At 65.8% G+C, this 21,086-nt stretch carries 30 protein-coding genes; all 30 read left to right on the forward strand.

Going from position 1 to position 21,086, the window contains the following annotated elements:
- Nucleotides 1–19: 19 nt before the first annotated feature.
- The 30 genes from ASE16_RS10780 (at nt 20) to rplO (ending at nt 21,077) form a co-directional block, all read left to right on the forward strand.
- On the forward strand, nt 20–652 hold the full coding sequence (locus ASE16_RS10780) for a hypothetical protein (RefSeq protein WP_055894730.1): 633 nt from the start codon (nt 20–22) through the stop codon (nt 650–652).
- On the forward strand, nt 649–1,251 hold the full coding sequence (locus tag ASE16_RS10785; RefSeq protein ID WP_055894735.1) for an alpha/beta fold hydrolase: 603 nt from the start codon (nt 649–651) through the stop codon (nt 1,249–1,251). Before ASE16_RS10780 ends, ASE16_RS10785 begins: the two co-directional genes overlap by 4 nt.
- Entirely contained in the window at nt 1,248–2,138 is an 891-nt protein-coding gene (locus tag ASE16_RS10790) for a hypothetical protein (RefSeq protein ID WP_055894738.1), read from the forward strand. The genes ASE16_RS10785 and ASE16_RS10790 overlap by 4 nt, the downstream gene beginning before the upstream one ends.
- Nucleotides 2,139–2,250: 112 nt before the next feature.
- The gene (locus ASE16_RS10795; protein ID WP_055894741.1) at nt 2,251–2,547 is read left to right on the forward strand and encodes a WXG100 family type VII secretion target; all 297 of its coding nucleotides are present in this window, start codon (nt 2,251–2,253) and stop codon (nt 2,545–2,547) included.
- Between the two features lie 389 nt (nt 2,548–2,936).
- A complete protein-coding gene (rpsL, locus tag ASE16_RS10800; RefSeq protein ID WP_055787040.1) occupies nt 2,937–3,311 on the forward strand; it encodes a 30S ribosomal protein S12 in 375 nt (124 codons plus the stop codon).
- On the forward strand, nt 3,311–3,781 hold the full coding sequence (rpsG, locus tag ASE16_RS10805) for a 30S ribosomal protein S7 (RefSeq protein WP_055894744.1): 471 nt from the start codon (nt 3,311–3,313) through the stop codon (nt 3,779–3,781). Before rpsL ends, rpsG begins: the two co-directional genes overlap by 1 nt.
- 120 nt (nt 3,782–3,901) lie before the next feature.
- Entirely contained in the window at nt 3,902–6,016 is a 2,115-nt protein-coding gene (gene fusA / locus ASE16_RS10810; protein WP_055894749.1) for an elongation factor G, read from the forward strand.
- 113 nt (nt 6,017–6,129) lie between these two features.
- Entirely contained in the window at nt 6,130–7,323 is a 1,194-nt protein-coding gene (gene tuf, locus ASE16_RS10815) for an elongation factor Tu (RefSeq protein ID WP_055894752.1), read from the forward strand.
- A 190-nt stretch (nt 7,324–7,513) separates the two neighbouring features.
- Nucleotides 7,514–10,192 (forward strand): DUF11 domain-containing protein, encoded by a 2,679-nt coding sequence (locus ASE16_RS10820; RefSeq protein ID WP_055894754.1) that lies wholly within the window; start codon nt 7,514–7,516, stop codon nt 10,190–10,192.
- 313 nt (nt 10,193–10,505) lie between these two features.
- Complete coding sequence (locus ASE16_RS10825) at nt 10,506–10,979, forward strand: hypothetical protein (protein ID WP_157480328.1); 474 nt, start codon at nt 10,506–10,508, stop codon at nt 10,977–10,979.
- 404 nt (nt 10,980–11,383) lie between these two features.
- The gene (gene rpsJ / locus ASE16_RS10830) at nt 11,384–11,692 is read left to right on the forward strand and encodes a 30S ribosomal protein S10 (protein WP_005050520.1); all 309 of its coding nucleotides are present in this window, start codon (nt 11,384–11,386) and stop codon (nt 11,690–11,692) included.
- An 11-nt stretch (nt 11,693–11,703) separates the two neighbouring features.
- Nucleotides 11,704–12,363: a 50S ribosomal protein L3 gene (gene rplC, locus ASE16_RS10835; RefSeq protein ID WP_055894761.1), complete on the forward strand. Its 660-nt coding sequence runs from the start codon at nt 11,704–11,706 to the stop codon at nt 12,361–12,363.
- A 4-nt stretch (nt 12,364–12,367) separates the two neighbouring features.
- Nucleotides 12,368–13,018: a 50S ribosomal protein L4 gene (rplD, locus tag ASE16_RS10840; protein WP_055894764.1), complete on the forward strand. Its 651-nt coding sequence runs from the start codon at nt 12,368–12,370 to the stop codon at nt 13,016–13,018.
- Nucleotides 13,018–13,314, forward strand: coding sequence for a 50S ribosomal protein L23 (gene rplW, locus ASE16_RS10845; protein WP_055894767.1), 297 nt, complete (start codon nt 13,018–13,020; stop codon nt 13,312–13,314). The genes rplD and rplW overlap by 1 nt, the downstream gene beginning before the upstream one ends.
- Before the next feature lie 26 nt (nt 13,315–13,340).
- Nucleotides 13,341–14,180 carry a 50S ribosomal protein L2 gene (gene rplB / locus ASE16_RS10850; RefSeq protein ID WP_055894771.1) on the forward strand — a complete coding sequence of 280 codons (840 nt, stop codon included), beginning with the start codon at nt 13,341–13,343 and terminating at the stop codon, nt 14,178–14,180.
- Between the two features lie 9 nt (nt 14,181–14,189).
- Nucleotides 14,190–14,471 carry a 30S ribosomal protein S19 gene (rpsS, locus tag ASE16_RS10855; RefSeq protein WP_055894775.1) on the forward strand — a complete coding sequence of 94 codons (282 nt, stop codon included), beginning with the start codon at nt 14,190–14,192 and terminating at the stop codon, nt 14,469–14,471.
- A 24-nt stretch (nt 14,472–14,495) separates the two neighbouring features.
- A complete protein-coding gene (gene rplV, locus ASE16_RS10860; protein WP_055894778.1) occupies nt 14,496–14,888 on the forward strand; it encodes a 50S ribosomal protein L22 in 393 nt (130 codons plus the stop codon).
- Nucleotides 14,888–15,652, forward strand: coding sequence for a 30S ribosomal protein S3 (gene rpsC, locus ASE16_RS10865; RefSeq protein ID WP_055894781.1), 765 nt, complete (start codon nt 14,888–14,890; stop codon nt 15,650–15,652). Before rplV ends, rpsC begins: the two co-directional genes overlap by 1 nt.
- A 2-nt stretch (nt 15,653–15,654) precedes the next feature.
- Entirely contained in the window at nt 15,655–16,074 is a 420-nt protein-coding gene (gene rplP, locus ASE16_RS10870; RefSeq protein ID WP_055894786.1) for a 50S ribosomal protein L16, read from the forward strand.
- Nucleotides 16,074–16,403 (forward strand): 50S ribosomal protein L29, encoded by a 330-nt coding sequence (rpmC, locus tag ASE16_RS10875; RefSeq protein ID WP_055894789.1) that lies wholly within the window; start codon nt 16,074–16,076, stop codon nt 16,401–16,403. Before rplP ends, rpmC begins: the two co-directional genes overlap by 1 nt.
- Nucleotides 16,403–16,708: a 30S ribosomal protein S17 gene (gene rpsQ / locus ASE16_RS10880; protein WP_055894793.1), complete on the forward strand. Its 306-nt coding sequence runs from the start codon at nt 16,403–16,405 to the stop codon at nt 16,706–16,708. The genes rpmC and rpsQ overlap by 1 nt, the downstream gene beginning before the upstream one ends.
- On the forward strand, nt 16,705–17,073 hold the full coding sequence (gene rplN / locus ASE16_RS10885; RefSeq protein ID WP_055894798.1) for a 50S ribosomal protein L14: 369 nt from the start codon (nt 16,705–16,707) through the stop codon (nt 17,071–17,073). Before rpsQ ends, rplN begins: the two co-directional genes overlap by 4 nt.
- Before the next feature lie 3 nt (nt 17,074–17,076).
- The gene (rplX, locus tag ASE16_RS10890) at nt 17,077–17,436 is read left to right on the forward strand and encodes a 50S ribosomal protein L24 (protein ID WP_055894802.1); all 360 of its coding nucleotides are present in this window, start codon (nt 17,077–17,079) and stop codon (nt 17,434–17,436) included.
- Nucleotides 17,436–18,023, forward strand: coding sequence for a 50S ribosomal protein L5 (gene rplE / locus ASE16_RS10895; RefSeq protein ID WP_055894806.1), 588 nt, complete (start codon nt 17,436–17,438; stop codon nt 18,021–18,023). The genes rplX and rplE overlap by 1 nt, the downstream gene beginning before the upstream one ends.
- 103 nt (nt 18,024–18,126) lie before the next feature.
- Entirely contained in the window at nt 18,127–18,525 is a 399-nt protein-coding gene (gene rpsH, locus ASE16_RS10900) for a 30S ribosomal protein S8 (RefSeq protein ID WP_055894808.1), read from the forward strand.
- Nucleotides 18,526–18,531: 6 nt separating this feature from the next.
- Nucleotides 18,532–19,068 (forward strand): 50S ribosomal protein L6, encoded by a 537-nt coding sequence (gene rplF, locus ASE16_RS10905; protein WP_055894811.1) that lies wholly within the window; start codon nt 18,532–18,534, stop codon nt 19,066–19,068.
- 2 nt (nt 19,069–19,070) lie between these two features.
- Nucleotides 19,071–19,442, forward strand: coding sequence for a 50S ribosomal protein L18 (rplR, locus tag ASE16_RS10910; RefSeq protein ID WP_055894813.1), 372 nt, complete (start codon nt 19,071–19,073; stop codon nt 19,440–19,442).
- Nucleotides 19,439–20,158, forward strand: a complete 720-nt coding sequence (gene rpsE / locus ASE16_RS10915; protein WP_082581390.1) for a 30S ribosomal protein S5 — start codon at nt 19,439–19,441, stop codon at nt 20,156–20,158. The genes rplR and rpsE overlap by 4 nt, the downstream gene beginning before the upstream one ends.
- Nucleotides 20,158–20,343, forward strand: coding sequence for a 50S ribosomal protein L30 (gene rpmD, locus ASE16_RS10920; protein WP_055894815.1), 186 nt, complete (start codon nt 20,158–20,160; stop codon nt 20,341–20,343). The genes rpsE and rpmD overlap by 1 nt, the downstream gene beginning before the upstream one ends.
- Entirely contained in the window at nt 20,343–21,077 is a 735-nt protein-coding gene (rplO, locus tag ASE16_RS19410) for a 50S ribosomal protein L15 (RefSeq protein ID WP_082581391.1), read from the forward strand. The genes rpmD and rplO overlap by 1 nt, the downstream gene beginning before the upstream one ends.
- Nucleotides 21,078–21,086: the final 9 nt, after the last annotated feature.

The raw sequence follows: 21,086 nt of genomic DNA on the forward strand, positions 1-21,086 counted from the left end.
TGGGCGAAGGGGAGGCTCAGTGACGGCCAACGGAACACGGCGCGACATCGTCGACTTCAGGATCGGCACACCGGAGCGCTGGTATCCGATGCCGCTCGCCGAAGCGTCCGATCCTGACTGGGCGACGACGCTCGCCGGCTCCCTCGTCGACGACGAGGGGATGCGCGCCAAGCTCGCCGACGAACTCGCCTTCGCGCGCTCCCGCTTCCGGGCGATGCGCAACCCGGCCATGACCGCCGCCGTCTGGATCCCGTATCCGGAGATCGGCCGCGCCGGCGCAGCCCTCGTCTTCTCGCTCGCACCGCTCGAGGTCGTCGGGACGCCCGACCAGTACGAGGAGGCGCTCGCCGCCCCCGTGGTCGAGCCGGACTCCGGCCAGAGCTACTTCGCCGTGCAGACCTGGCGTTCCACCGTGGATGCGGGCGAACTGGTCGGCTCGCACAACCTCATCGCGCATGCCGTCCCGGACGGCGGCGCCGAGCTGGAGGAGCGCGTCGTCGCCGTCGTCTACCCTCCCGATGCCGCGCAGGTCGTGCAGTTCGTGGCCTCCGCGGAGAACCTCGGCGTCTTCACCGACATGGCGTCGGACGTGCAGACGCTCGTCTCGACGCTCACCGTCACCCTCGCAGCCACCGCGGACGTCCCGTCATGACCTTCACCGCCCGTTCCCCCCAGGGCTCGTACTCGATCATCCTTCCCGGCACCTGGGCGGAGATCCCGCTGGCGGACGAGGAGACCATGCGCGAGCGCATCCGTGCCCTCGTGCTGCAACAGGTCGGCCGCAACGACCGGCTGGCGCGGATGCGACGGGATGCGCGCGAGGAGCTGATCAGCACGGCCGAGCGCGCGAGGGCGGTCGGCGCTACCGCGTTCTGGATGTCCCTCGAAGTGCTGCCCGGCATCCCGCTTCCCGCGTCGCTCATCGTCCGCGACCGCGCCTGGCCGGACGGGATCGATCCCGCCCTGCCGCTGGCCGAGCGCCTGGCGGCCGCCACGCCGGACGCGCAGGTCTTCGAGCAGCGCACCGGCCCGGTGGCGCGCATCCGCGAGATCGGCGACGACGCCATCGGCGAGACGCGCGAGCCGTCCCTCTATCTCGAGTATTCGGTGCCGTACCCAGAGGACGCCGGACTGCTCACCGTCAGCGTCTCGGCGCCGACAGCCCACGACCCTGAGCTGTACACGCTCTTCTTCGATGCGATCGTCGACTCGCTCACCTGGGCGGAACGGCAGACACAGGAGGCCATGTGACCGACGGACTGACCGGCGAGGCTCTCGCAGCGCGCCAGGAGCGGGTCGCCGCATCCAACCGTGCGTTCGGCAAGGTGCTGAGCATCATCGGCGGGGTGCTCGCCGCCGTCGCGTTCGTGCTGCTCGTCGGAGGCGGACTGGTGATGACCGCGGTCGCGGGCGGCCCGGACGACGGCTCGCTCGACAGCGTGCGCGGCCTCGCCGCCGTCGCGATGGGTGCGACACCCGGAGTGATCCTGCTGCTCGCCATGTGCGGCCTCGTCGCGGGCGAGCAGCTTCGCCGCGGTGCGATGAAGCGCAACCCTGTTCCACCGGACACGGTCCTGCCGTCCGCGAGCATGGTCTCCCGCTTCCGGGTGCTCCCGATCGGCTGGCACGTGTTCTGGATCGTCGTCGGCCTCGTCGTCTCGCTGCTGCTGGTCGGGCTTCCCGTGATCTCCTGGTTCACCGGCGGCTGGCCGGCAAGTGTCGGCGACGAGAACGACTTCTCCCGCTACTGGCTCATCTACGGCTCGATCGGCTTCGGCGTGACCGTCGCAGCGATCGTCTCCCTCATCAAGAAGCTCTCCTACTACCGCGCCCAGGCGGCGGGGAAGGTGCAGCCGGGAGTGGATGCGCCGGGTTGCCGATTCTGGCGCTTCTTCGACTACCGCTGGCGCTTCGACCTGTGGCTGGCGGGGCTGGGCGGCGTGATCCTGGTGCTCGCGCTCACCCCGCTGTCCTCGGCGGTCGGCTCCACATCGTCCAGCTCCGAGGTCGCGGACGCGCTGCCGTGGACGGTCGCGTTCTGCTCGCTCGGCGTCGTCATGATCGTCGCAGGCATCGTCTGCGCGACCAACTTCTGGCGGGCAGGCGAGGAGCTGGGCTCCGGAGAGTCCGCCGCGTAGGGGAGCGGATGGGGAGTGCTCCCCATTCCGTTCCACCCGCATCCACAGATAGTTTGAAATCACTGGTCGGCCGAGGGGTTGGCCTCTCGGACAACACGAAGGGAACGACATCATGGCAAACATGAACGTCACGTACGGCGAGATGACCGATGCCGCCAACCGCCTCATCTCGGGCAAGGACGACATCACCGCGAAGCTCCACGAGCTGCAGAACCTGGTCAACGGACTGGTCAACGGCGGTTTCGTCACCGACCAGGCCTCCGGAGCGTTCCACAGCTCGTACGAGCAGTTCACCAAGGGCACGACGGACGCGGTGAACGGACTCGACGGGATGTCGCAGTTCCTCACCAAGGCCGCCGACGCGCTGCAGAACGTCGACAGCGAGCTCGCCAAGGGCATCGGCGGCTGAGCCCGTCTCGATCCGCTTCGCGAAGCGCGGGCATCCACGATGGATGCCCGCGCTTCGGCGTATACTCCCAGCCTTGCGGATGTTCGCTGCAGGCGCGCCGCACGCACCCGCATCCATTTGACCGGGCGCTGCCCGCGAGCTAAGATTTATCGGGTGTGCGCTCTGCCGCGCGCTCGTCTGGTGCCCAGAAATGGCTACCGCGAGTGGGCAGGCACGTACTCATCCGATGGGCAGGACGACCGCACGGGAGTCCGGCCCCCACGGCATATCGATGACGAACACTTCTGAACGTCGATCGGTCCCCCCAAGAACAGCCGCGCCCAGCAGGGCGTGCCTGGGCCTGGGGAAGCAACACCTGTCACCGTGCAGTCCATATAAGGAGAAGTTCAGTGCCAACCATTCAGCAGTTGGTTCGGAAGGGCCGCAGCCCCAAGGTCACAAAGACCAAGGCGCCCGCCCTGAAGGCCAACCCCCAGCAGCGCGGCGTGTGCACCCGTGTCTACACCACCACCCCGAAGAAGCCGAACTCGGCTCTCCGCAAGGTGGCTCGCGTCAAGCTTTCCAACGGGACCGAGGTCACGGCCTACATCCCCGGTGAGGGCCACAACCTGCAGGAGCACTCGATGGTGCTCGTCCGCGGCGGTCGTGTGAAGGACCTCCCCGGTGTGCGCTACAAGATCGTCCGTGGCGCCCTCGACACCCAGGCCGTCAAGAACCGCAAGCAGGCTCGCAGCCGGTACGGCGCGAAGATGGAGAAGAAGTAATGCCTCGCAAGGGTCCAGCTCCCAAGCGCCCCGTCGTCGCAGACCCGGTCTACGGCGCACCGATCGTCAGCCAGCTCGTCAACAAGATCCTGCTCGACGGCAAGAAGGGCCTCGCTGAGCGCATCGTGTACGACGCGCTCGAAGGCGTCGCGTCCAAGTCCGGTCAGGATGCGGTCGTCACGCTCAAGAAGGCGCTCGACAACGTCCGCCCGACCCTCGAGGTCCGCAGCCGCCGCGTCGGTGGCTCGACCTACCAGGTCCCCGTCGAGGTCAAGCCGCACCGCGCGAACACGCTCGCGCTGCGCTGGCTCACCAGCTACGCCAAGGGTCGTCGTGAGAAGACGATGACCGAGCGTCTCACCAACGAGATCCTCGACGCGTCGAACGGTCTCGGCGCCGCTGTCAAGCGTCGCGAGGACACGCACAAGATGGCCGAGTCGAACAAGGCCTTCGCGCACTACCGCTGGTAGTCCAGGCTCGCTGGTAATCCCGGTTTCGGGCATTACCACGCCGGTCCGGGTGTTGCACTCCACGGGAGTGCCCCACCCGGGCCGGCACCCCTTCAACTTTCTACTTTTCGGAGGAACCCTGTGGCACAGGACGTGCTCACCGACCTGAACAAGGTCCGCAACATCGGCATCATGGCCCACATCGATGCCGGCAAGACCACTACGACCGAGCGCATCCTGTTCTACACGGGCGTCAACCACAAGATCGGCGAGACCCACGACGGCGCCTCGACGACCGACTGGATGGAGCAGGAGAAGGAGCGCGGCATCACCATCACGTCCGCGGCCGTCACCTGTTTCTGGAACAAGAACCAGATCAACATCATCGACACCCCCGGTCACGTGGACTTCACCGTCGAGGTGGAGCGTTCGCTCCGCGTCCTCGACGGCGCTGTCGCCGTCTTCGACGGCAAGGAGGGCGTCGAGCCCCAGTCCGAGACCGTCTGGCGTCAGGCAGACAAGTACAACGTCCCGCGCATCTGCTTCGTCAACAAGATGGACAAGCTCGGCGCCGACTTCTACTACACGGTCGACACCATCGTCAGCCGCCTCGGCGCCAAGCCGCTGGTGCTGCAGCTCCCGATCGGTTCCGAGTCCGCGTTCGAGGGCGTCGTCGACCTCATCGAGATGCGTGCGCTGACCTGGCGTGGAGACGCCAAGGGTGACGTTCAGATGGGCGCCAAGTACGCCATCGAGGAGATCCCGGCCGACCTGGTCGACAAGGCCAACGAGTACCGCCAGGCGCTGCTCGAGACCGTTGCTGAGAGCGACGACGCACTGCTCGAGAAGTTCTTCGGCGGTGAGGAGCTCACGGTCGCAGAGATCAAGGGCGCCATCCGCAAGATGACGATCAACAGCGAGCTCTACCCCGTGCTCTGCGGTTCCGCGTTCAAGAACCGCGGCGTTCAGCCGATGCTCGACGCTGTGATCGACTTCCTTCCTTCGCCGATCGACGTGCCGGCCATCGAGGCCCACGACCCGCGCGACGAGGAGAAGGTCATTCTTCGCCACGCCGACGCGTCCGAGCCGTTCTCCGCTCTGGCCTTCAAGGTCGCCGTCCACCCGTTCTTCGGTCGTCTGACCTACGTGCGCGTGTACTCCGGCCGCGTCGACAGCGGTGCTGGCATCGTCAACTCGACCAAGGGCAAGAAGGAGCGCATCGGGAAGATCTTCCAGATGCACGCCAACAAGGAGAACCCGGTCGACTTCCTGACCGCCGGCAACATCTACGCCGTGATCGGCCTCAAGGACACCACCACGGGCGACACCCTGTGCGACCCGGACAACCAGGTCGTCCTCGAGTCGATGACGTTCCCCGAGCCCGTCATCGAGGTCGCGATCGAGCCGAAGACCAAGGCCGACCAGGAGAAGCTGGGCACCGCGATCCAGAAGCTCGCCGAGGAAGACCCGACGTTCCGCACCGAGCAGAACCAGGAGACCGGTCAGACGGTCATCAAGGGAATGGGCGAGCTTCACCTCGACATCCTCGTCGACCGCATGAAGCGCGAGTTCAACGTCGAGGCGAACGTCGGCAAGCCCCAGGTGGCCTACCGCGAGACGATCCGCCGTTCCGTCGAGAAGTACGACTACACGCACAAGAAGCAGACCGGTGGTTCTGGCCAGTTCGCCAAGATCCAGATCACGATCGAGCCGATGGACGTCACCCCGGAGACGAGCTACGAGTTCGTCAACGCCGTGACAGGTGGCCGCGTTCCGCGCGAGTACATCCCGTCGGTCGACCACGGTATCCAGGACGCGATGCAGGTGGGTGTTCTCGCCGGCTTCCCGACCGTGGGTGTCAAGGCCACCCTCGTGGATGGCGCTTCGCACGACGTCGACTCTTCGGAGATGGCGTTCAAGATCGCCGGCTCGATGGCCTACAAAGAGGCCGCGCGCAAGGCGAACCCTGTGCTCCTCGAGCCGCTGATGGCGGTCGAGGTTCGCACGCCGGAAGAGTACATGGGCGATGTGATCGGTGACCTCAACTCACGACGTGGTCAGATCCAGTCGATGGAGGACGCGAGCGGGGTCAAGGTTATCCGCGCGAACGTTCCGCTGTCGGAGATGTTCGGGTACATCGGCGACCTGCGGTCGAAGACCTCTGGTCGTGCGGTCTACTCGATGACCTTCGACAGCTACGCGGAGGTTCCGAAGGCTGTTGCCGACGAGATCGTCCAGAAGAACAAGGGCGAGTGACTCCGGTCACCCTCCTTTAGCAGTATCCCGTAACATAGATAAACAATCCCGTAGAGTTGCCGGCCGGAAACCATCGGCCGGGGCTTCTACACGAGAGTCCTGAGGAGGACCCAGTGGCTAAGGCCAAGTTCGAGCGGACTAAGCCGCACGTCAACATCGGAACCATCGGTCACGTCGACCACGGAAAGACGACGCTCACCGCGGCGATCTCCAAGGTGCTTGCTGACAAGTACCCGTCGGCGACCAACGTTCAGCGCGACTTCGCGTCGATCGACTCGGCTCCGGAAGAGCGTCAGCGCGGTATCACGATCAACATCTCGCACGTCGAGTACGAGACCCCGAAGCGCCACTACGCGCACGTTGACGCCCCTGGGCACGCCGACTACATCAAGAACATGATCACCGGTGCCGCTCAGATGGACGGCGCGATCCTCGTGGTCGCCGCTACCGACGGCCCGATGGCGCAGACCCGTGAGCACGTGCTGCTCGCGAAGCAGGTCGGCGTTCCGTACCTGCTGGTCGCGCTCAACAAGTCCGACATGGTCGACGACGAGGAGATCCTGGAGCTCGTCGAGCTCGAGGTTCGCGAGCTTCTGTCGAGCCAGGACTTCGATGGCGACAACGCTCCTGTCGTTCGCGTCTCGGGCCTCAAGGCTCTCGAGGGCGACGAGAAGTGGGTCGAGTCGATCGTCGAGCTCATGGACGCCGTCGACAACTCCATCCCCGACCCGGTGCGCGACAAGGACAAGCCGTTCCTGATGCCGATCGAGGACGTCTTCACGATCACCGGTCGTGGAACCGTCGTCACGGGCCGCGCCGAGCGTGGAACCCTCGCTATCAACTCCGAGGTCGAGATCGTCGGCATCCGCCCGACGCAGAAGACCACGGTCACCGGTATCGAGATGTTCCACAAGCAGCTCGACGAGGCATGGGCCGGCGAGAACTGTGGTCTGCTCCTCCGTGGAACCAAGCGTGAGGACGTCGAGCGCGGTCAGGTCGTCGTGAAGCCGGGTTCGGTTACGCCGCACACCAACTTCGAGGGCACCGCGTACATCCTGTCCAAGGATGAGGGTGGGCGTCACAACCCGTTCTACGCGAACTACCGTCCGCAGTTCTACTTCCGCACCACCGACGTCACCGGCGTCATCACGCTGCCCGAGGGCACCGAGATGGTCATGCCCGGCGACACCACCGACATGACGGTCGAGCTCATTCAGCCGATCGCCATGGAGGAGGGCCTCGGCTTCGCCATCCGTGAGGGTGGCCGCACCGTGGGCGCTGGAACGGTCACGAAGATCATCAAGTAGTCTTCTCCGACTGCTCGGAAAGGGGCCGGACCGAAAGGTCCGGCCCCTTTCTGCATCCCGGCACAAAGGCGCGGGACAATAGCGAGAATTAATCACTAAAGCGAGACAACACGCCGAGTGTGACCTAAACTGAGGAAACCTCAGTGCCCGAATCTGGGGTGACGGTCGCACTGACAAGGGGGTCTCGACCATGCGACGTAACACGCGCCCGCCCGCCGACGACGGTATTTCTCGCTCACCATTCTCTCTGACCCGCACCTGGGTCGGCCGCCTCGCAGCGCCGGCTCTCGCGATCGCGCTGGCCGTCGCAGGGGCAGCCGCTCCCGCCAATGCCGCCGAGCTTGCGCCCGCCGTTCCGAGCGCCACCAGCGCGCCCGCGCCGGCCGCGGATGCTGCGCCAGCGGCCGCCGCGCCCGATCCGTCTCCCGCGCCGGACGCGTCGACGCCACCGGCGGACCCTCCGGCCGCAGACGCTGCCCAGAGCCCTTCACCAGACCAGGCGCCGGCACCGCAGGCCGCTTCAGACCCCGCGCCCTCCACTGCGCCGAGTCCTTCCACTGCGCCGGCTCCCTCCACCGCGCCGACTCCTTCCACTGCGCCGGCTCCCTCCGCCCCGAATCCCGCGAGCGCTCCGCGTGCAGCCGTTCCGTCGCCCAGCCCCAGCTCCCCGCCACCTGGCGGATCGACGGGCAAGCTCATCGTCGTCAAGCACATCGCGGACGCGAACGGCACGATCGTCGACACGACACCGGCCGGATGGTCGTTCACCGCGCTCAGCGCCGGCCTGCAGTTCGCCAGCCAGACGCTGACAACGGACGGCACGGGCTCCGTCACCTACTCGCTGTCCATCCCGGCCGGCGCGACCTCCATGGCCGTCACGGTCACCGAGGCCCAGCAGAGCGGTTACACCCTCTCCCCGCAGAGCGGCCTCAACGCAGTCTGCACATACGCCGACGGGACCGTCGCCAATGTGACGGACGGCTTCCGCGTCTCCGTACCCAGCAACCAGACGACCCGCTGTGTCGTCGTGAACCGCGAGCAGTCGGCCACCTGGTCGGTGTGGAAGACGAGCGACCCCGCCTCCGGCACCGTCGTGCATCCCGGTGATGTCATCGACTACGCGCTTCACGTGCAGTTCACCGGAGGCCGCCTGCCGTCGTCGCTCGTCATCACCGACGATCTCTCCGGCGTCCTCGGCAACGCCACGCTGCGTGGCTCGATCGTTCCGTCGCAGGGCACGGCCGCGATTGTCGGCACGAACCTGGTCTGGACGATCACGAACTTCGACGACGAACTCGTGCTCACATACTCCGTGACAGTGAACGCCGACGCCCGGGATGCGCACATCGTCAACGTCCTGCTCGTCCCACCGGGAGGCGAGTGCGCGGAGAGCTGCACCACCGATCACCCGGTGCCAGGCTGGTCGCTGGTCAAGTCGTCCGATCCGGCGAGCGGTTCCACCGTGCAGCCCGGTCAGACGATCACGTACACGCTCACCGCAGCCAACCATTCGGATGCGCCGGTCGGCAGCCCGATGCTGGTGCAGGCGGACGACGACCTGAGTGCCGTGCTCGACCACGCCACGCTCGTCCAGCCGATCGACCCGGCACTGACGCAGCAGGGGGACCACCTCGTCTGGGCGATCGGCGGTCTGGCGGTCGGGCAGACCAAGACGGTCTCGTACTCGGTGAAGGTCGATCCGACCGCGGCCGGCGTGCTCCTGCACAATGTGGTGACCACGCCACCGGGCGGCAGCTGCGTCCCGCAGGGCTACCCCAACCCGTCTCCAGAGCTCCCTGCCGAGTGCCAGACGCATCACCAGGTGCCGTCCGTCGACCTGAGCATCGTCAAGACCCACTCGACGCCCACCGGGGGTCAGGGTGCGCCGGTCGACTCCAACGAGGGTGAGACGATCGCGTACCAGCTGGTCGTCGCCAACCACGGCCAGGATGCGGCGACCGGCGTCTCCGTGAGCGATCCGCTCCCCGCGGGCATCAGCTACGTGCCAGGCTCGCTGGTCGCGCCTCCCGGCTGGACGGCCTCCATCGCCGGCGGCGTCGTCACGATCGTCTACAGCGGCACCTTCGCTGTCGGTGCGAGCGCGACGCTGACCTTCACCGCTGCCGTCGGCGTGCTGAGCGGTCCGCCGTCCGGCGGCCCGATCCCCGACATCGACAACAGAGCGTGCGTCTCGAGCGCGGAGCCGGACGCGAACCCGTCGGACAACTGCTCCACGGACACCACACCGGTGAAGTCGATCGCCGTGGCCGCCCAGTCGCTGTGCGTGAACGACGCGCCCGTCGTGTCGTACTCCATCACGCCGTACAACCTCACCAGCAGCCCGACGATCGCCCTCATCTGGTGGTCACCGGCGAAGTTCGCGGGCCACGATCCGTCCATCCCGGCCGGTGACGAGGCGGCGATCCTCGCGGACGGCGCCGCGCAGGTGAGCTATGTGACCGTCCCGGCGACCTGGACGAGCGGGCAGGCCATCTCCGGCACGCAGCTCTGGCCGGGTGCAGGAGTGGACGCGTCAGGCAAGGGCAACGCGTGGCCGGGCTGGCGGCAGCTCGGTGACGGCACCTGGGTTCTCGACCCCGCCGCGCCGTTCTACGACGTGAGGACCGACGCCGTGGTCGAGGTGCGCATCAACCCGACCACCGCATCCGCTGTCACGTACCCGCCGCCGTCGACGCACTGCACGCCGGTGAATGCGACGGCGACCACGACAGTCGCAGGAGGACCGTCGGTCGGCCTGGCGGCGACAGGCAGCGACGTGACGGCCCTCGTCGTCGGCGGAGCAGCGCTGGTCGCCATCGGGCTGGCGTTCCTGCTCTGGATGCGCCGACGCCGCGGAGAGGCGGCCTGACGGCCCCCGGGGAGCCCACTGGGCGTTTCCTCCAGGGGGTTTACCTCCCGCTGGCCGAAGCGCAGAATGAGGACACCGTTTCAACCGGACGGTTCCGTCGATGAAGGGAGAGCGTATGGATATCCATGACCTCGCAAACCAGGCCAACCCGCAGACAGGCATTCGGACGGAAAGTTCGGGAGTCGCGTAAGCGGTCCCATTGGCACTAGCACGGGGTGACGGCGCGAGGCGTCACCCGAGCGGGGCTCCGGCGCACAGCCGGGCCCCGCTCCTTGCGTTCGGGGAGGCTCTCCACGGCGCTACAGTCATGTCCATGGGCTACTTCGTCCTCGTCATCGCGCAGACGATCGCGTTGCCGATCGTCTCCGGCGCGATCGAGCTCGCGGTGGCCGGGGGAGACCCCGTCTTCGTCTTCGGCAAGTGGTGGGTGTTCTGGGGCGTCGGAACGCGGCTGCTCGTCGCGGGCATCGCCCAGGTCTCCGGCAGGGGGCCGACCACCGAGATCCTCGGGGCAACGGCTCCGAGTGTGCAGGAGAAGCAGCTCACGCGCGAGCTCGGCACGGCCAACGTGGGAATGGGCGCCGCAGGGCTCCTGGCACTCGTGCCTGGATGGGCGCTGCCCGCCGGGATCGCGGGAGGCATCTTCCTGCTGATCGCCGGGATCATGCACCTGCCGAAGAAGGGCAAGAACGCCCAGGAATCGCTCGCGACGTGGACCGATCTGCTGGTCGGGATCGCCGTCGTCGTCCTCGCCGTCGACGTGTTCGTGCGCGCTGGAGGGCACTGAATCAGGCTGCGACGTACTCGGCGACGCGCCCGCGACACGCCCGGGTTGCAGCTTGGGCGAGAGTCTGGCAAACTTGTCTAGTTCAACATTTCGGAACGAGCGCGCTCACGTGTGCTCCGAACGGATCACTGCCAGGCAGTGCATAGCCCACCGCGAGGTCGTCAGACCGTGTGCGGAAGATGGTTAGGCCGCGGGTAGAAGAGCAAAGCTTAATCGACAACCACGAGGACAAGGGGTCACCCATGTCCTCGGCACGGGTGACACGCCCGAGCGCGGGGGTCGGTGAGTTGACAGAAGAATAGTGGCGTTCCCCAACAAGCGTTCGTCGCATCCGCGTCCAATGCGAGGCAGGTTCTCTCGGGAGCCGGTCTCGTACGACGCCATAACAAGAGAGTGAGTCAGACATGGCGGGACAGAAGATCCGCATTCGGCTTAAGTCGTATGACCACGAGGTCATCGACACCTCGGCGCGCAAGATCGTCGACACGGTTACCCGTGCAGGCGCTACCGTCGTCGGCCCAGTGCCCCTTCCCACCGAGAAGAACGTGGTGTGTGTCATCCGTTCTCCCCACAAGTACAAGGACAGCCGCGAGCACTTCGAAATGCGCACGCACAAGCGGCTGATCGACATCATCGACCCGACGCCGAAGGCCGTCGACTCGCTCATGCGTCTCGACCTGCCCGCCGACGTCAACATCGAGATCAAGCTCTAAGGGGGAGTGCCATGTCGAACATCGAAACCAAGACCTCCCGTGGCCTCCTCGGCAAGAAGCTCGGAATGACCCAGGTCTGGGATGAGAACAACAAGCTCATCCCCGTGACCGTCATCGAGATCACGCCGAACGTCGTGACCCAGGTCCGCACCCCAGAGGTCGATGGCTACAACGCCGTCCAGATCGCGTACGGCCAGATCGACCCGCGCAAGGTCAACAAGCCGTCCGCAGGCCACTTCGACAAGGCCGGCGTCACGCCGCGCCGTCACCTCACCGAGGTCCGCACCGCGGACGCCGCCGAGTACTCGGCCGGCCAGGAGCTCACCGTCGACGCGACCTTCGAGGCCGGCCAGCTGGTCGACGTCGTCGGAACGTCGAAGGGTAAGGGCTTCGCCGGTGTCATGAAGCGCCACAACTTCAAGGGTGTCTCCGCTTCGCACGGTGCGCACCGCAACCACCGCAAGCCGGGTTCCATCGGCGCCTCCTCGACCCCGAGCCGTGTCTTCAAGGGCATGCGCATGGCCGGTCGCATGGGTGGCGAGCGCGTTACCGTCCTGAACCTCAAGGTCCAGGCCGTCGACGCAGAGAAGGGCCTCCTGCTGGTCAAGGGCGCCGTTCCCGGTGCTCGTGGCCGCATCGTTTTCGTCCGCAACGCAGTGAAGGGGGCCTAGTCGTATGGCTACCTCGATTGACGTTCTCGATGTCAAGGGCAAGAAGGCGGGCTCTGTCGAGCTTCCCGCCGAGCTCTTCGACGTCCAGACCAACATCCCGCTGATCCACCAGGTCGTCGTCGCGCAGCTCGCTGCCGCACGTCAGGGAACTCACAAGACCAAGCGTCGTGGTGAGGTCTCCGGTGCCGGTCGCAAGCCGTTCAAGCAGAAGGGAACCGGTCGCGCTCGTCAGGGCTCGATCCGCGCCCCTCAGATGACCGGTGGTGGCATCGTCCACGGACCAGTGCCCCGCAGCTACGCGCAGCGCACCCCCAAGAAGATGATCGCCGCTGCTCTGCTCGGTGCTCTCTCGGACCGCGCCCGCGGAAGCCGCCTGCACGCCGTCGAGTCGCTCGCCCTCGGCGAGACCCCGTCGACCAAGGCCGTCGCCGAGTACCTCTCCACCGTCGCCACCTCGAAGCACGTCCTCATCGTGCTCGAGCGCGACGACGCGGTGAGCCTCAAGAGCGTCCGCAACCTTCCCACCGTCCACACGCTGACCTTCGACCAGCTGAACGCATACGACGTGCTCGTCAGTGACGACATCGTCTTCACCAAGGGTGCGCTCGAAGGCTTCATCGCTTCGAAGTCCAACAAGGAAGAGGTGAACGCGTAATGGCCGTCAACAAGGACCCGCGCGACATCATCATCGCCCCGGTCGTCTCTGAGAAGAGCTACGGCCTGATCGACGAGGGCAAGTACACCTTCCTCGTCGACCCGCGTTCGAACAAGACCGAGATCAAGCTCGCCATCGAGAGCATCTTCAAGGTCCAGGTCGCGTCGATCAACACCCTGAACCGTCAGGGCAAGACCCGTCGCACCAAGTTCGGCACCGGCAAGCGCAAGGACACCAAGCGTGCCATCGTCACGCTGAAGTCCGGTTCCATCGACATCTTCACGGCAGTTGGCTAAGGCCGGGATCTAGAGGAAAACAGACAATGGCTATTCGTAAGTACAAGCCCACGACCCCCGGTCGTCGCGGTTCGAGCGTTGCCGACTTCGCCGAGATCACTCGCTCGACGCCTGAGAAGTCGCTGCTCCGTCCGCTGTCGAAGACCGGTGGCCGCAACAACCAGGGTCGCATCACCACCCGTCACATCGGTGGTGGCCACAAGCGCCAGTACCGCGTCATCGACTTCCGTCGTAACGACAAGGACGGCGTGAACGCCAAGGTCGCTCACATCGAGTACGACCCCAACCGCACCGCGCGTATCGCACTGCTCCACTTCGTGGACGGCACCAAGCGCTACATCCTGGCCCCGAACAAGTTGTCGCAGGGCGACATCGTCGAGTCGGGTGCAGGCGCGGACATCAAGCCCGGCAACAACCTGCCGCTGCGCAACATCCCCACCGGTACCGTGATCCACGCGATCGAGCTCAAGCCGGGCGGTGGCGCAAAGCTCGCCCGTTCGGCCGGCGCATCCGTGCGTCTCGTCGCCAAGGACGGCCCGTACGCGCAGCTCCGTCTGCCGTCCGGTGAGATCCGCAACGTGGATGCACGCTGCCGCGCGACGATCGGCGAGGTCGGCAACGCCGAGCAGTCGAACATCAACTGGGGCAAGGCAGGCCGCATGCGCTGGAAGGGCGTCCGCCCGACCGTTCGCGGTGTCGCGATGAACCCGATCGACCACCCGCACGGTGGTGGTGAGGGCAAGACCTCCGGTGGTCGTCACCCGGTCAGCCCGTGGGGTCAGAAGGAAGGCCGCACCCGCCACCCGAACAAGGAAAGCGACAAGCTCATCGTGCGTCGTCGTACTGTCGGCAAGAAGCGTAAGTAGGAGTAGAAGATGCCACGCAGTCTCAAAAAGGGCCCCTTCGTCGACGACCACCTGCTTCGCAAGGTTGTCGCCGCGAACGAGGCCAACAGCAAGAACGTGATCAAGACCTGGTCGCGCCGCTCGATGATCGTCCCGGCCATGCTGGGTCACACCATCGCGGTGCACGACGGTCGCAAGCACATCCCGGTGTTCGTCACCGAGACCATGGTTGGGCACAAGCTCGGTGAGTTTGCTCCCACCCGCACCTTCCGTGGACACGTGAAGGACGACAAGAAGGGTCGTCGCCGCTAACGCGGTGACGTAAGGAGGAGAGAAATGGTGGAGTCGATCGCACGCGTGCGACACATCCGCGTGACCCCCCAGAAGGCTCGTCGCGTCGTCAACCTGATTCGCGGCAAGCAGGCACAGGAGGCCCTGGCCATCCTGAAGTTCGCCCCGCAGGGTGCGAGCGAGCCGGTGTACAAGCTCGTCGCCTCGGCGATCGCCAACGCGCGAGTCAAGGCCGACCAGTCGAACACCTATCTGGACGAGCAGGACCTGTACGTGAGCAGCGCATTCGTTGACGAGGGCACGACCCTCAAGCGCTTCCAGCCGCGTGCACAGGGCCGAGCCTTCCGCATCAACAAGCGCACCAGCCACATCACGATCGTCCTCGCGACGCCGGATGAGGCCGCAGCTGCCAAGGCTACGAAGAAGGCGAGCAAGTAATGGGTCAGAAAGTCAATCCATACGGCTTCCGTCTGGGCATCACCACCGACCACGTGTCGCGGTGGTTCTCGGACAGCACCAAGCCGGGTCAGCGTTACAGCGACTACCTCGCCGAGGACGTCAAGATCCGTCGTCTGCTGCAGACGTCGCTCGACCGCGCGGGCGTTTCGCGCATCGAGATCGAGCGCACCCGTGACCGCGTCCGCGTCGACATTCACACCGCCCGCCCGGGCATCGTGATCGGTCGCCGTGGTGCAGAGGCCGAGCGCATCCGCGCCGACCTCGAGAAGCTCACGGGCAAGCAGATCCAGCTGAACATCCTCGAGGTCAAGAACCCCGAGGCCGACGCTCAGCTCGTCGCTCAGGGCATCGCAGAGCAGCTCTCCGCACGCGTGGCGTTCCGCCGCGCGATGCGCAAGGGTCTGCAGGGAGCCCAGCGCGCAGGCGCCAAGGGTGTCCGCATCCAGGTGTCCGGCCGTCTCGGCGGCGCTGAGATGAGCCGCTCGGAGTTCTACCGCGAGGGTCGTGTGCCGCTGCACACGCTCCGCGCCAACATCGACTATGGCTTCTACGAGGCCAAGACCACGTTCGGTCGCATCGGTGTCAAGGTGTGGATCTACAAGGGCGACATCACGAACAAGGAACTCGCTCGCGAGCAGGCGAACACCAAGCCGTCGCGTGAGCGTAACGACCGTCCGCGTCGCGGCGGGCGCACCAGCGCCCCTGCCGAGACTGCGCCGGCCGCAGCAGGAGTTGAGGCATAACCATGTTGATCCCACGTAGAGTCAAGCACCGCAAGCAGCACCACCCTGGCCGTTCCGGCCAGGCCACTGGTGGCACGAAGGTCTCCTTCGGCGAGTTCGGTATCCAGGCCCTGACCCCCGCGTATGTGACGAACCGTCAGATCGAGTCCGCTCGTATCGCGATGACCCGTCACATCAAGCGTGGTGGCAAGGTGTGGATCAACATCTACCCCGACCGTCCGCTCACGAAGAAGCCGGCCGAAACCCGCATGGGTTCCGGTAAGGGTTCGCCGGAGTGGTGGGTCGCCAACGTCAAGCCGGGTCGAGTCCTCTTCGAGGTCTCTGGTGTCAGCGAGGAACTCGCTCGCGAGGCCATGACCCGTGCAATTCACAAGCTGCCCCTCAAGGCACGCATCATCAAGCGCGAGGAGGGCGACGCGTAATGGCGATCGGATCCAAGGAGCTCGCATCCGCAGAGCTCGACACTTTCGAAGACGAGCGTCTCGTCGACGAGCTGAAGAAGGCCAAGGAAGAGCTGTTCAACCTGCGCTTCCAGTCGGCCACCGGCCAGCTCGAGAGCCACGGCCGCCTGCGCGCCGTGAAGCGCGACATCGCTCGTATCTACACCGTCATCCGTGAGCGTGAGCTCGGCATCAGGCCCACCCCGGCCCCCGCCGAGGTCGCCGACGCGAAGGCGGAGAAGAAGACCAAGGCGAAGAAGGCGGCTCCTGCCGCCGAGGCCGCCGAGACTGAGACTGAGGAGGCCAAGTAATGGCTGAGACCACCAAGGCTGCGGCCGCGGAGTCGGCGGCCGACGAGGCCCTCGTCCGTGGGTACCGCAAGGCCCGTCGCGGTTACGTCGTCAGCGACAAGATGGACAAGACCATCGTCGTCGAGGTCGAAGACCGCGTGAAGCACCCCCTGTACGGCAAGGTCATCCGCCGCACCTCCAAGGTGAAGGCGCACGATGAGAGCAACAGCGCCGGCATCGGCGACCTCGTTCTCATCAACGAGACCCGTCCGCTGAGCGCCTCCAAGCGGTGGCGCCTGGTTGAGATTCTGGAGAAGGCCAAGTGATTCAGCAGGAATCCCGAGTCAAGGTCGCCGACAACACCGGCGCCAAGGAGCTCCTCACGATTCGTGTTCTCGGTGGCTCCGGTCGTCGTTACGCCGGCCTGGGCGACACGATCGTCGCCACGGTCAAGGACGCGATCCCCGGCGGCAACGTCAAGAAGGGCGACGTCGTCAAGGCTGTCATCGTGCGCGTGGTGAAGAACACCCGCCGCCCGGACGGCTCATACATCAAGTTCGATGAGAACGCCGCAGTGATCTTGAAGAACGACGGGGACCCCCGCGGTACCCGCATCTTCGGACCGGTCGGTCGCGAACTCCGCGACAAGAAGTTCATGAAGATCATCTCGCTGGCTCCGGAGGTGCTGTAACAGATGGCGAACATCAAGAAGGGCGACCTGGTCCAGGTCATCTCGGGTGCGTCGCAGGCGCGCGGAGGCGACAAGGGCAAGCAGGGTCGCGTGATCGAGGTTCTCGTCGAGAAGAACCGCGTGATCGTCGAGGGCGTCAACTTCGTCACCAAGCACGTGCGCGTCGGTCAGACGCAGCGTGGCACGAAGACCGGCGGCATCGAGACGCACGAGGCTCCGATCCACGTCTCCAACGTGGCTCTCGTCGACCCCGAGACCAAGAAGCCGACCCGCGTCGGCTTCCGCAACGAGACTGTCACGAAGGACGGCGTCAGCAAGACGGTCCGCGTTCGTTACGCCAAGAAGTCAGGTAAGGACCTGTAATGACCGACACTGCAACCGCTGCTGGCAAAATCCAGCCGCGTCTCAAGCAGAAGTACAAGAACGAGATCGCAGCTCAGCTGTCCAAGGACCTCGGCTTCACCAACCCGCACCAGGTGCCGGGTCTCGTGAAGATCGTCGTCAACATGGGCGTCGGCGAGGCTGCTCGCGACGGCAAGGTCATTGATGGTGCGGTCGCAGACCTCACCAAGATCACCGGTCAGAAGCCGCAGGTCACCAAGGCCCGCAAGTCCATCGCGCAGTTCAAGCTGCGCGAGGGTCAGCCGATCGGCGCGCACGTCACGCTGCGCGGCGACCGCATGTGGGAGTTCCTCGACCGCCTGCTCTCGCTTGCACTTCCCCGTATCCGCGACTTCCGCGGTCTGTCGGACAAGCAGTTCGACGGAACGGGCAACTACACCTTCGGTCTCACGGAGCAGGCTATGTTCCACGAGATCGACCAGGACAGGATCGACCGCGTTCGCGGAATGGACATCACTGTGGTGACCACCGCGAAGAACGACGAAGAGGGCCGCGCGCTGCTCAAGCAGCTCGGCTTCCCCTTCCGTTCCAACGAGGCAGCGAACTAGTCCTCACCCTGTCGGGCCGGCCGATCCGGCCGGCCCGCTTCCACCACAGGTCGTCAGTCGTGTAACGGTTGAACGAAACCTGGTGAACAAAGGAAACACCGCAATGACAATGACAGATCCGGTCGCAGACATGCTGACCAGACTGCGCAACGCGAACTCGGCGCACCACGACACCGTGTCCATGCCGCACTCGAAGCTCAAGGCGCACATCGCCGACATCCTCAAGTCCGAGGGTTACATCGCGAGCTGGGAGGTCAGCGACGCACGCGTCGGCCAGACCCTCACACTCGGTCTGAAGTTCGGACCGAACCGCGAGCGCTCCATCGCCGGCATCAAGCGCGTCTCGAAGCCCGGACTCCGCGTTTACGCGAAGTCCACCGAGATCCCCAAGGTGCTCGGCGGCCTCGGCGTCGCCATCCTGTCCACCTCCTCCGGTCTGCTCACCGACCGTCAGGCTGAGAAGAAGGGCGTGGGTGGGGAAGTCCTCGCCTACGTGTGGTAGTTCGTCATGTCGCGTATTGGAAGACTGCCCATCGACATCCCTGCAGGGGTCGATGTGAAGATCGACGGCCAGGCCGTCACCGTCAAGGGCCCGAAGGGTGAGCTCAGCCTCACCGTCGCCAGCCCGATCGAGGTCAAGCTGGAAGAGGGACAGGTGCTCGTCACCCGTCCGGACGACGAGCGCGCATCGCGTTCGCTCCACGGCCTGACCCGCACCCTGATCAACAACCAGATCATCGGCGTCACCGAGGGTTACTCCAAGGGACTCGAGATCGTCGGCACCGGTTACCGCGTTGCGCAGAAGGGCGCGGGCGTCGAGTTCGCTCTCGGCTTCTCGCACCCGGTCAACGTCGAGCCGCCCGCGGGCATCACGTTCACGGTCGAGGGCAACAACAAGCTCACGGTCAGCGGAATCGACAAGCAGGCCGTCGGTGAGGTCGCCGCCAACATCCGTAAGATCCGCAAGCCCGAGCCTTACAAGGGCAAGGGTGTGCGCTACGCCGGCGAGGTTGTCCGCCGCAAGGCCGGAAAGGCTGGTAAGTAACCATGGCTCTCGGAACCAGAGGAAAGAGCAAGTCCGCTGCACGCGGCCGCCGTCACGCGCGTCTTCGCAAGAAGGTCGAGGGCACCGCTCTCCGTCCGCGCCTGGTCGTCAACCGTTCGGCCCGTCACGTCTTCGTGCAGGTCGTCGACGACAGCAAGGGTCACACCCTCGCGTCGGCATCGACGATGGAGGCGGACCTCCGCAGCTTCGACGGTGACAAGACCGCCAAGGCACGCAAGGTCGGCGAGCTCGTCGCCGAGCGCGCCAAGAGCGCTGGCGTCGACGCCGTCGTATTCGACCGTGGTGGCAGCAAGTACGCGGGTCGCGTCGCAGCTGTCGCCGAAGGAGCTCGAGAGGGTGGATTGAACCTGTGAGCGACGAACAGAACAACAAGGAGCAGACCGTGGCCTCTGAGCAGACGACCGACGCCCAGGCGCCGGTTGAGACTGCGGCATCGACCACCAACACCCAGAGCGAGCCCCGCGAGGCCCGCCGTGGTGGTCGCGAGCGCAACCCCAACCGTGATCGCGGCAGCCGCGACCAGGACAAGAGCCAGTTCCTCGAGCGCGTTGTGACCATCAACCGCGTCTCGAAGGTCGTCAAGGGTGGGCGTCGCTTCAGCTTCACCGCCCTCGTCGTCGTCGGAGACGGCAACGGTCTGGTCGGGGTCGGCTACGGCAAGGCACGCGAGGTCCCGCTGGCGATCTCGAAGGGTGTCGAGGAAGCGAAGAAGAACTTCTTCCGCGTCCCGCGCGTCGGCAACACCATCCCGCACCCTGTGCAGGGTGAGGCAGCCGCCGGTGTGGTGCTCCTGCGCCCCGCCGCAGCAGGTACCGGTGTTATCGCCGGTGGTCCTGTCCGCGCCGTCCTCGAGTGCGCCGGTATCCACGACGTCCTGAGCAAGTCGCTCGGTTCGTCCAACACGATCAACATCGTGCACGCGACCGTCGAGGCGCTGCAGCAGCTCGAGGAGCCTCGTGCCGTTGCCGCTCGCCGCGGACTCGACTACGACCAGGTGGCTCCGGCTCGCCTGCTGCGTGCCGAGGCCCAGGCGGCCGAGGCCGCCGCGACCGCGAAGGCAGGTGCCTGATGGCTGCGCGTCTGAAGATCACGCAGATCAAGTCCAAAGTAAGTGAGAAGCAGAACCAGCGCGACACCCTTCGCAGCCTGGGACTCAAGCGCATCGGTGACGTCGTCGTTCGCGAGGACAACTCGCAGAACCGCGGGTACGTCAACACCGTCGCTCACCTTGTCAAGGTCGAGGAGATTGACTAATGGCTGACGAAAAGGAAGCAACCACCAAGGCTGCCGCCAAGCCGGCCGCTGAGAAGAAGGCCGCTGAGAAGAAGGCGCCGGCTGCCAAGGCCGCCGCCGACAAGGCTCCGGCCAAGAAGGCTCCGGCGAAGGCCGCTGCCGACAAGCCCGCCGCCGAGAAGAAGGCTCCCGCCAAGGCCGCTGCCGACAAGGCTCCTGCCAAGGCTGCCGCCGCTTCGAAGGACGAGACCGTCGCCAAGGCTGACAAGCCGGCCGCGAAGGCCCCTGCCAAGAAGGCTGCGCCCGCTGAGACCCGCGAGCACGTGCTCAAGGTCCACCACCTGCGCCCCGCCGCCGGATCCAAGAAGGACAGGACCCGCGTCGGACGCGGTGAAGGTTCCAAGGGTAAGACGGCTGGCCGCGGTACCAAGGGTACGAAGGCTCGTTACTCTGTCCGCCCCGGTTTCCAGGGTGGCCAGCTGCCGTTCCACATGCGTGCCCCGAAGCTTCGCGGCTTCAAGAACCCGTTCCGCGTCGAGTACCAGGTCGTGAACCTGGAGAAGCTCGCCGAGCTCTACCCGTCGGGTGGTGACGTCACCGTCACCGACCTCGTCGCCAAGGGCGCCGTTCGCAAGAACGAGAAGGTCAAGGTTCTCGGCAACGGGGACATTGCGGTTAAGCTGAACGTTGCGGTCGACAAGGTCTCCGGCTCTGCAGAGCAGAAGATCGTCGCCGCGGGTGGCTCGGTCAAGTAGCCACACCGT

This window comes from Leifsonia sp. Root227, from assembly GCF_001428745.1.
GTDB lineage: Bacteria > Actinomycetota > Actinomycetes > Actinomycetales > Microbacteriaceae > Leifsonia.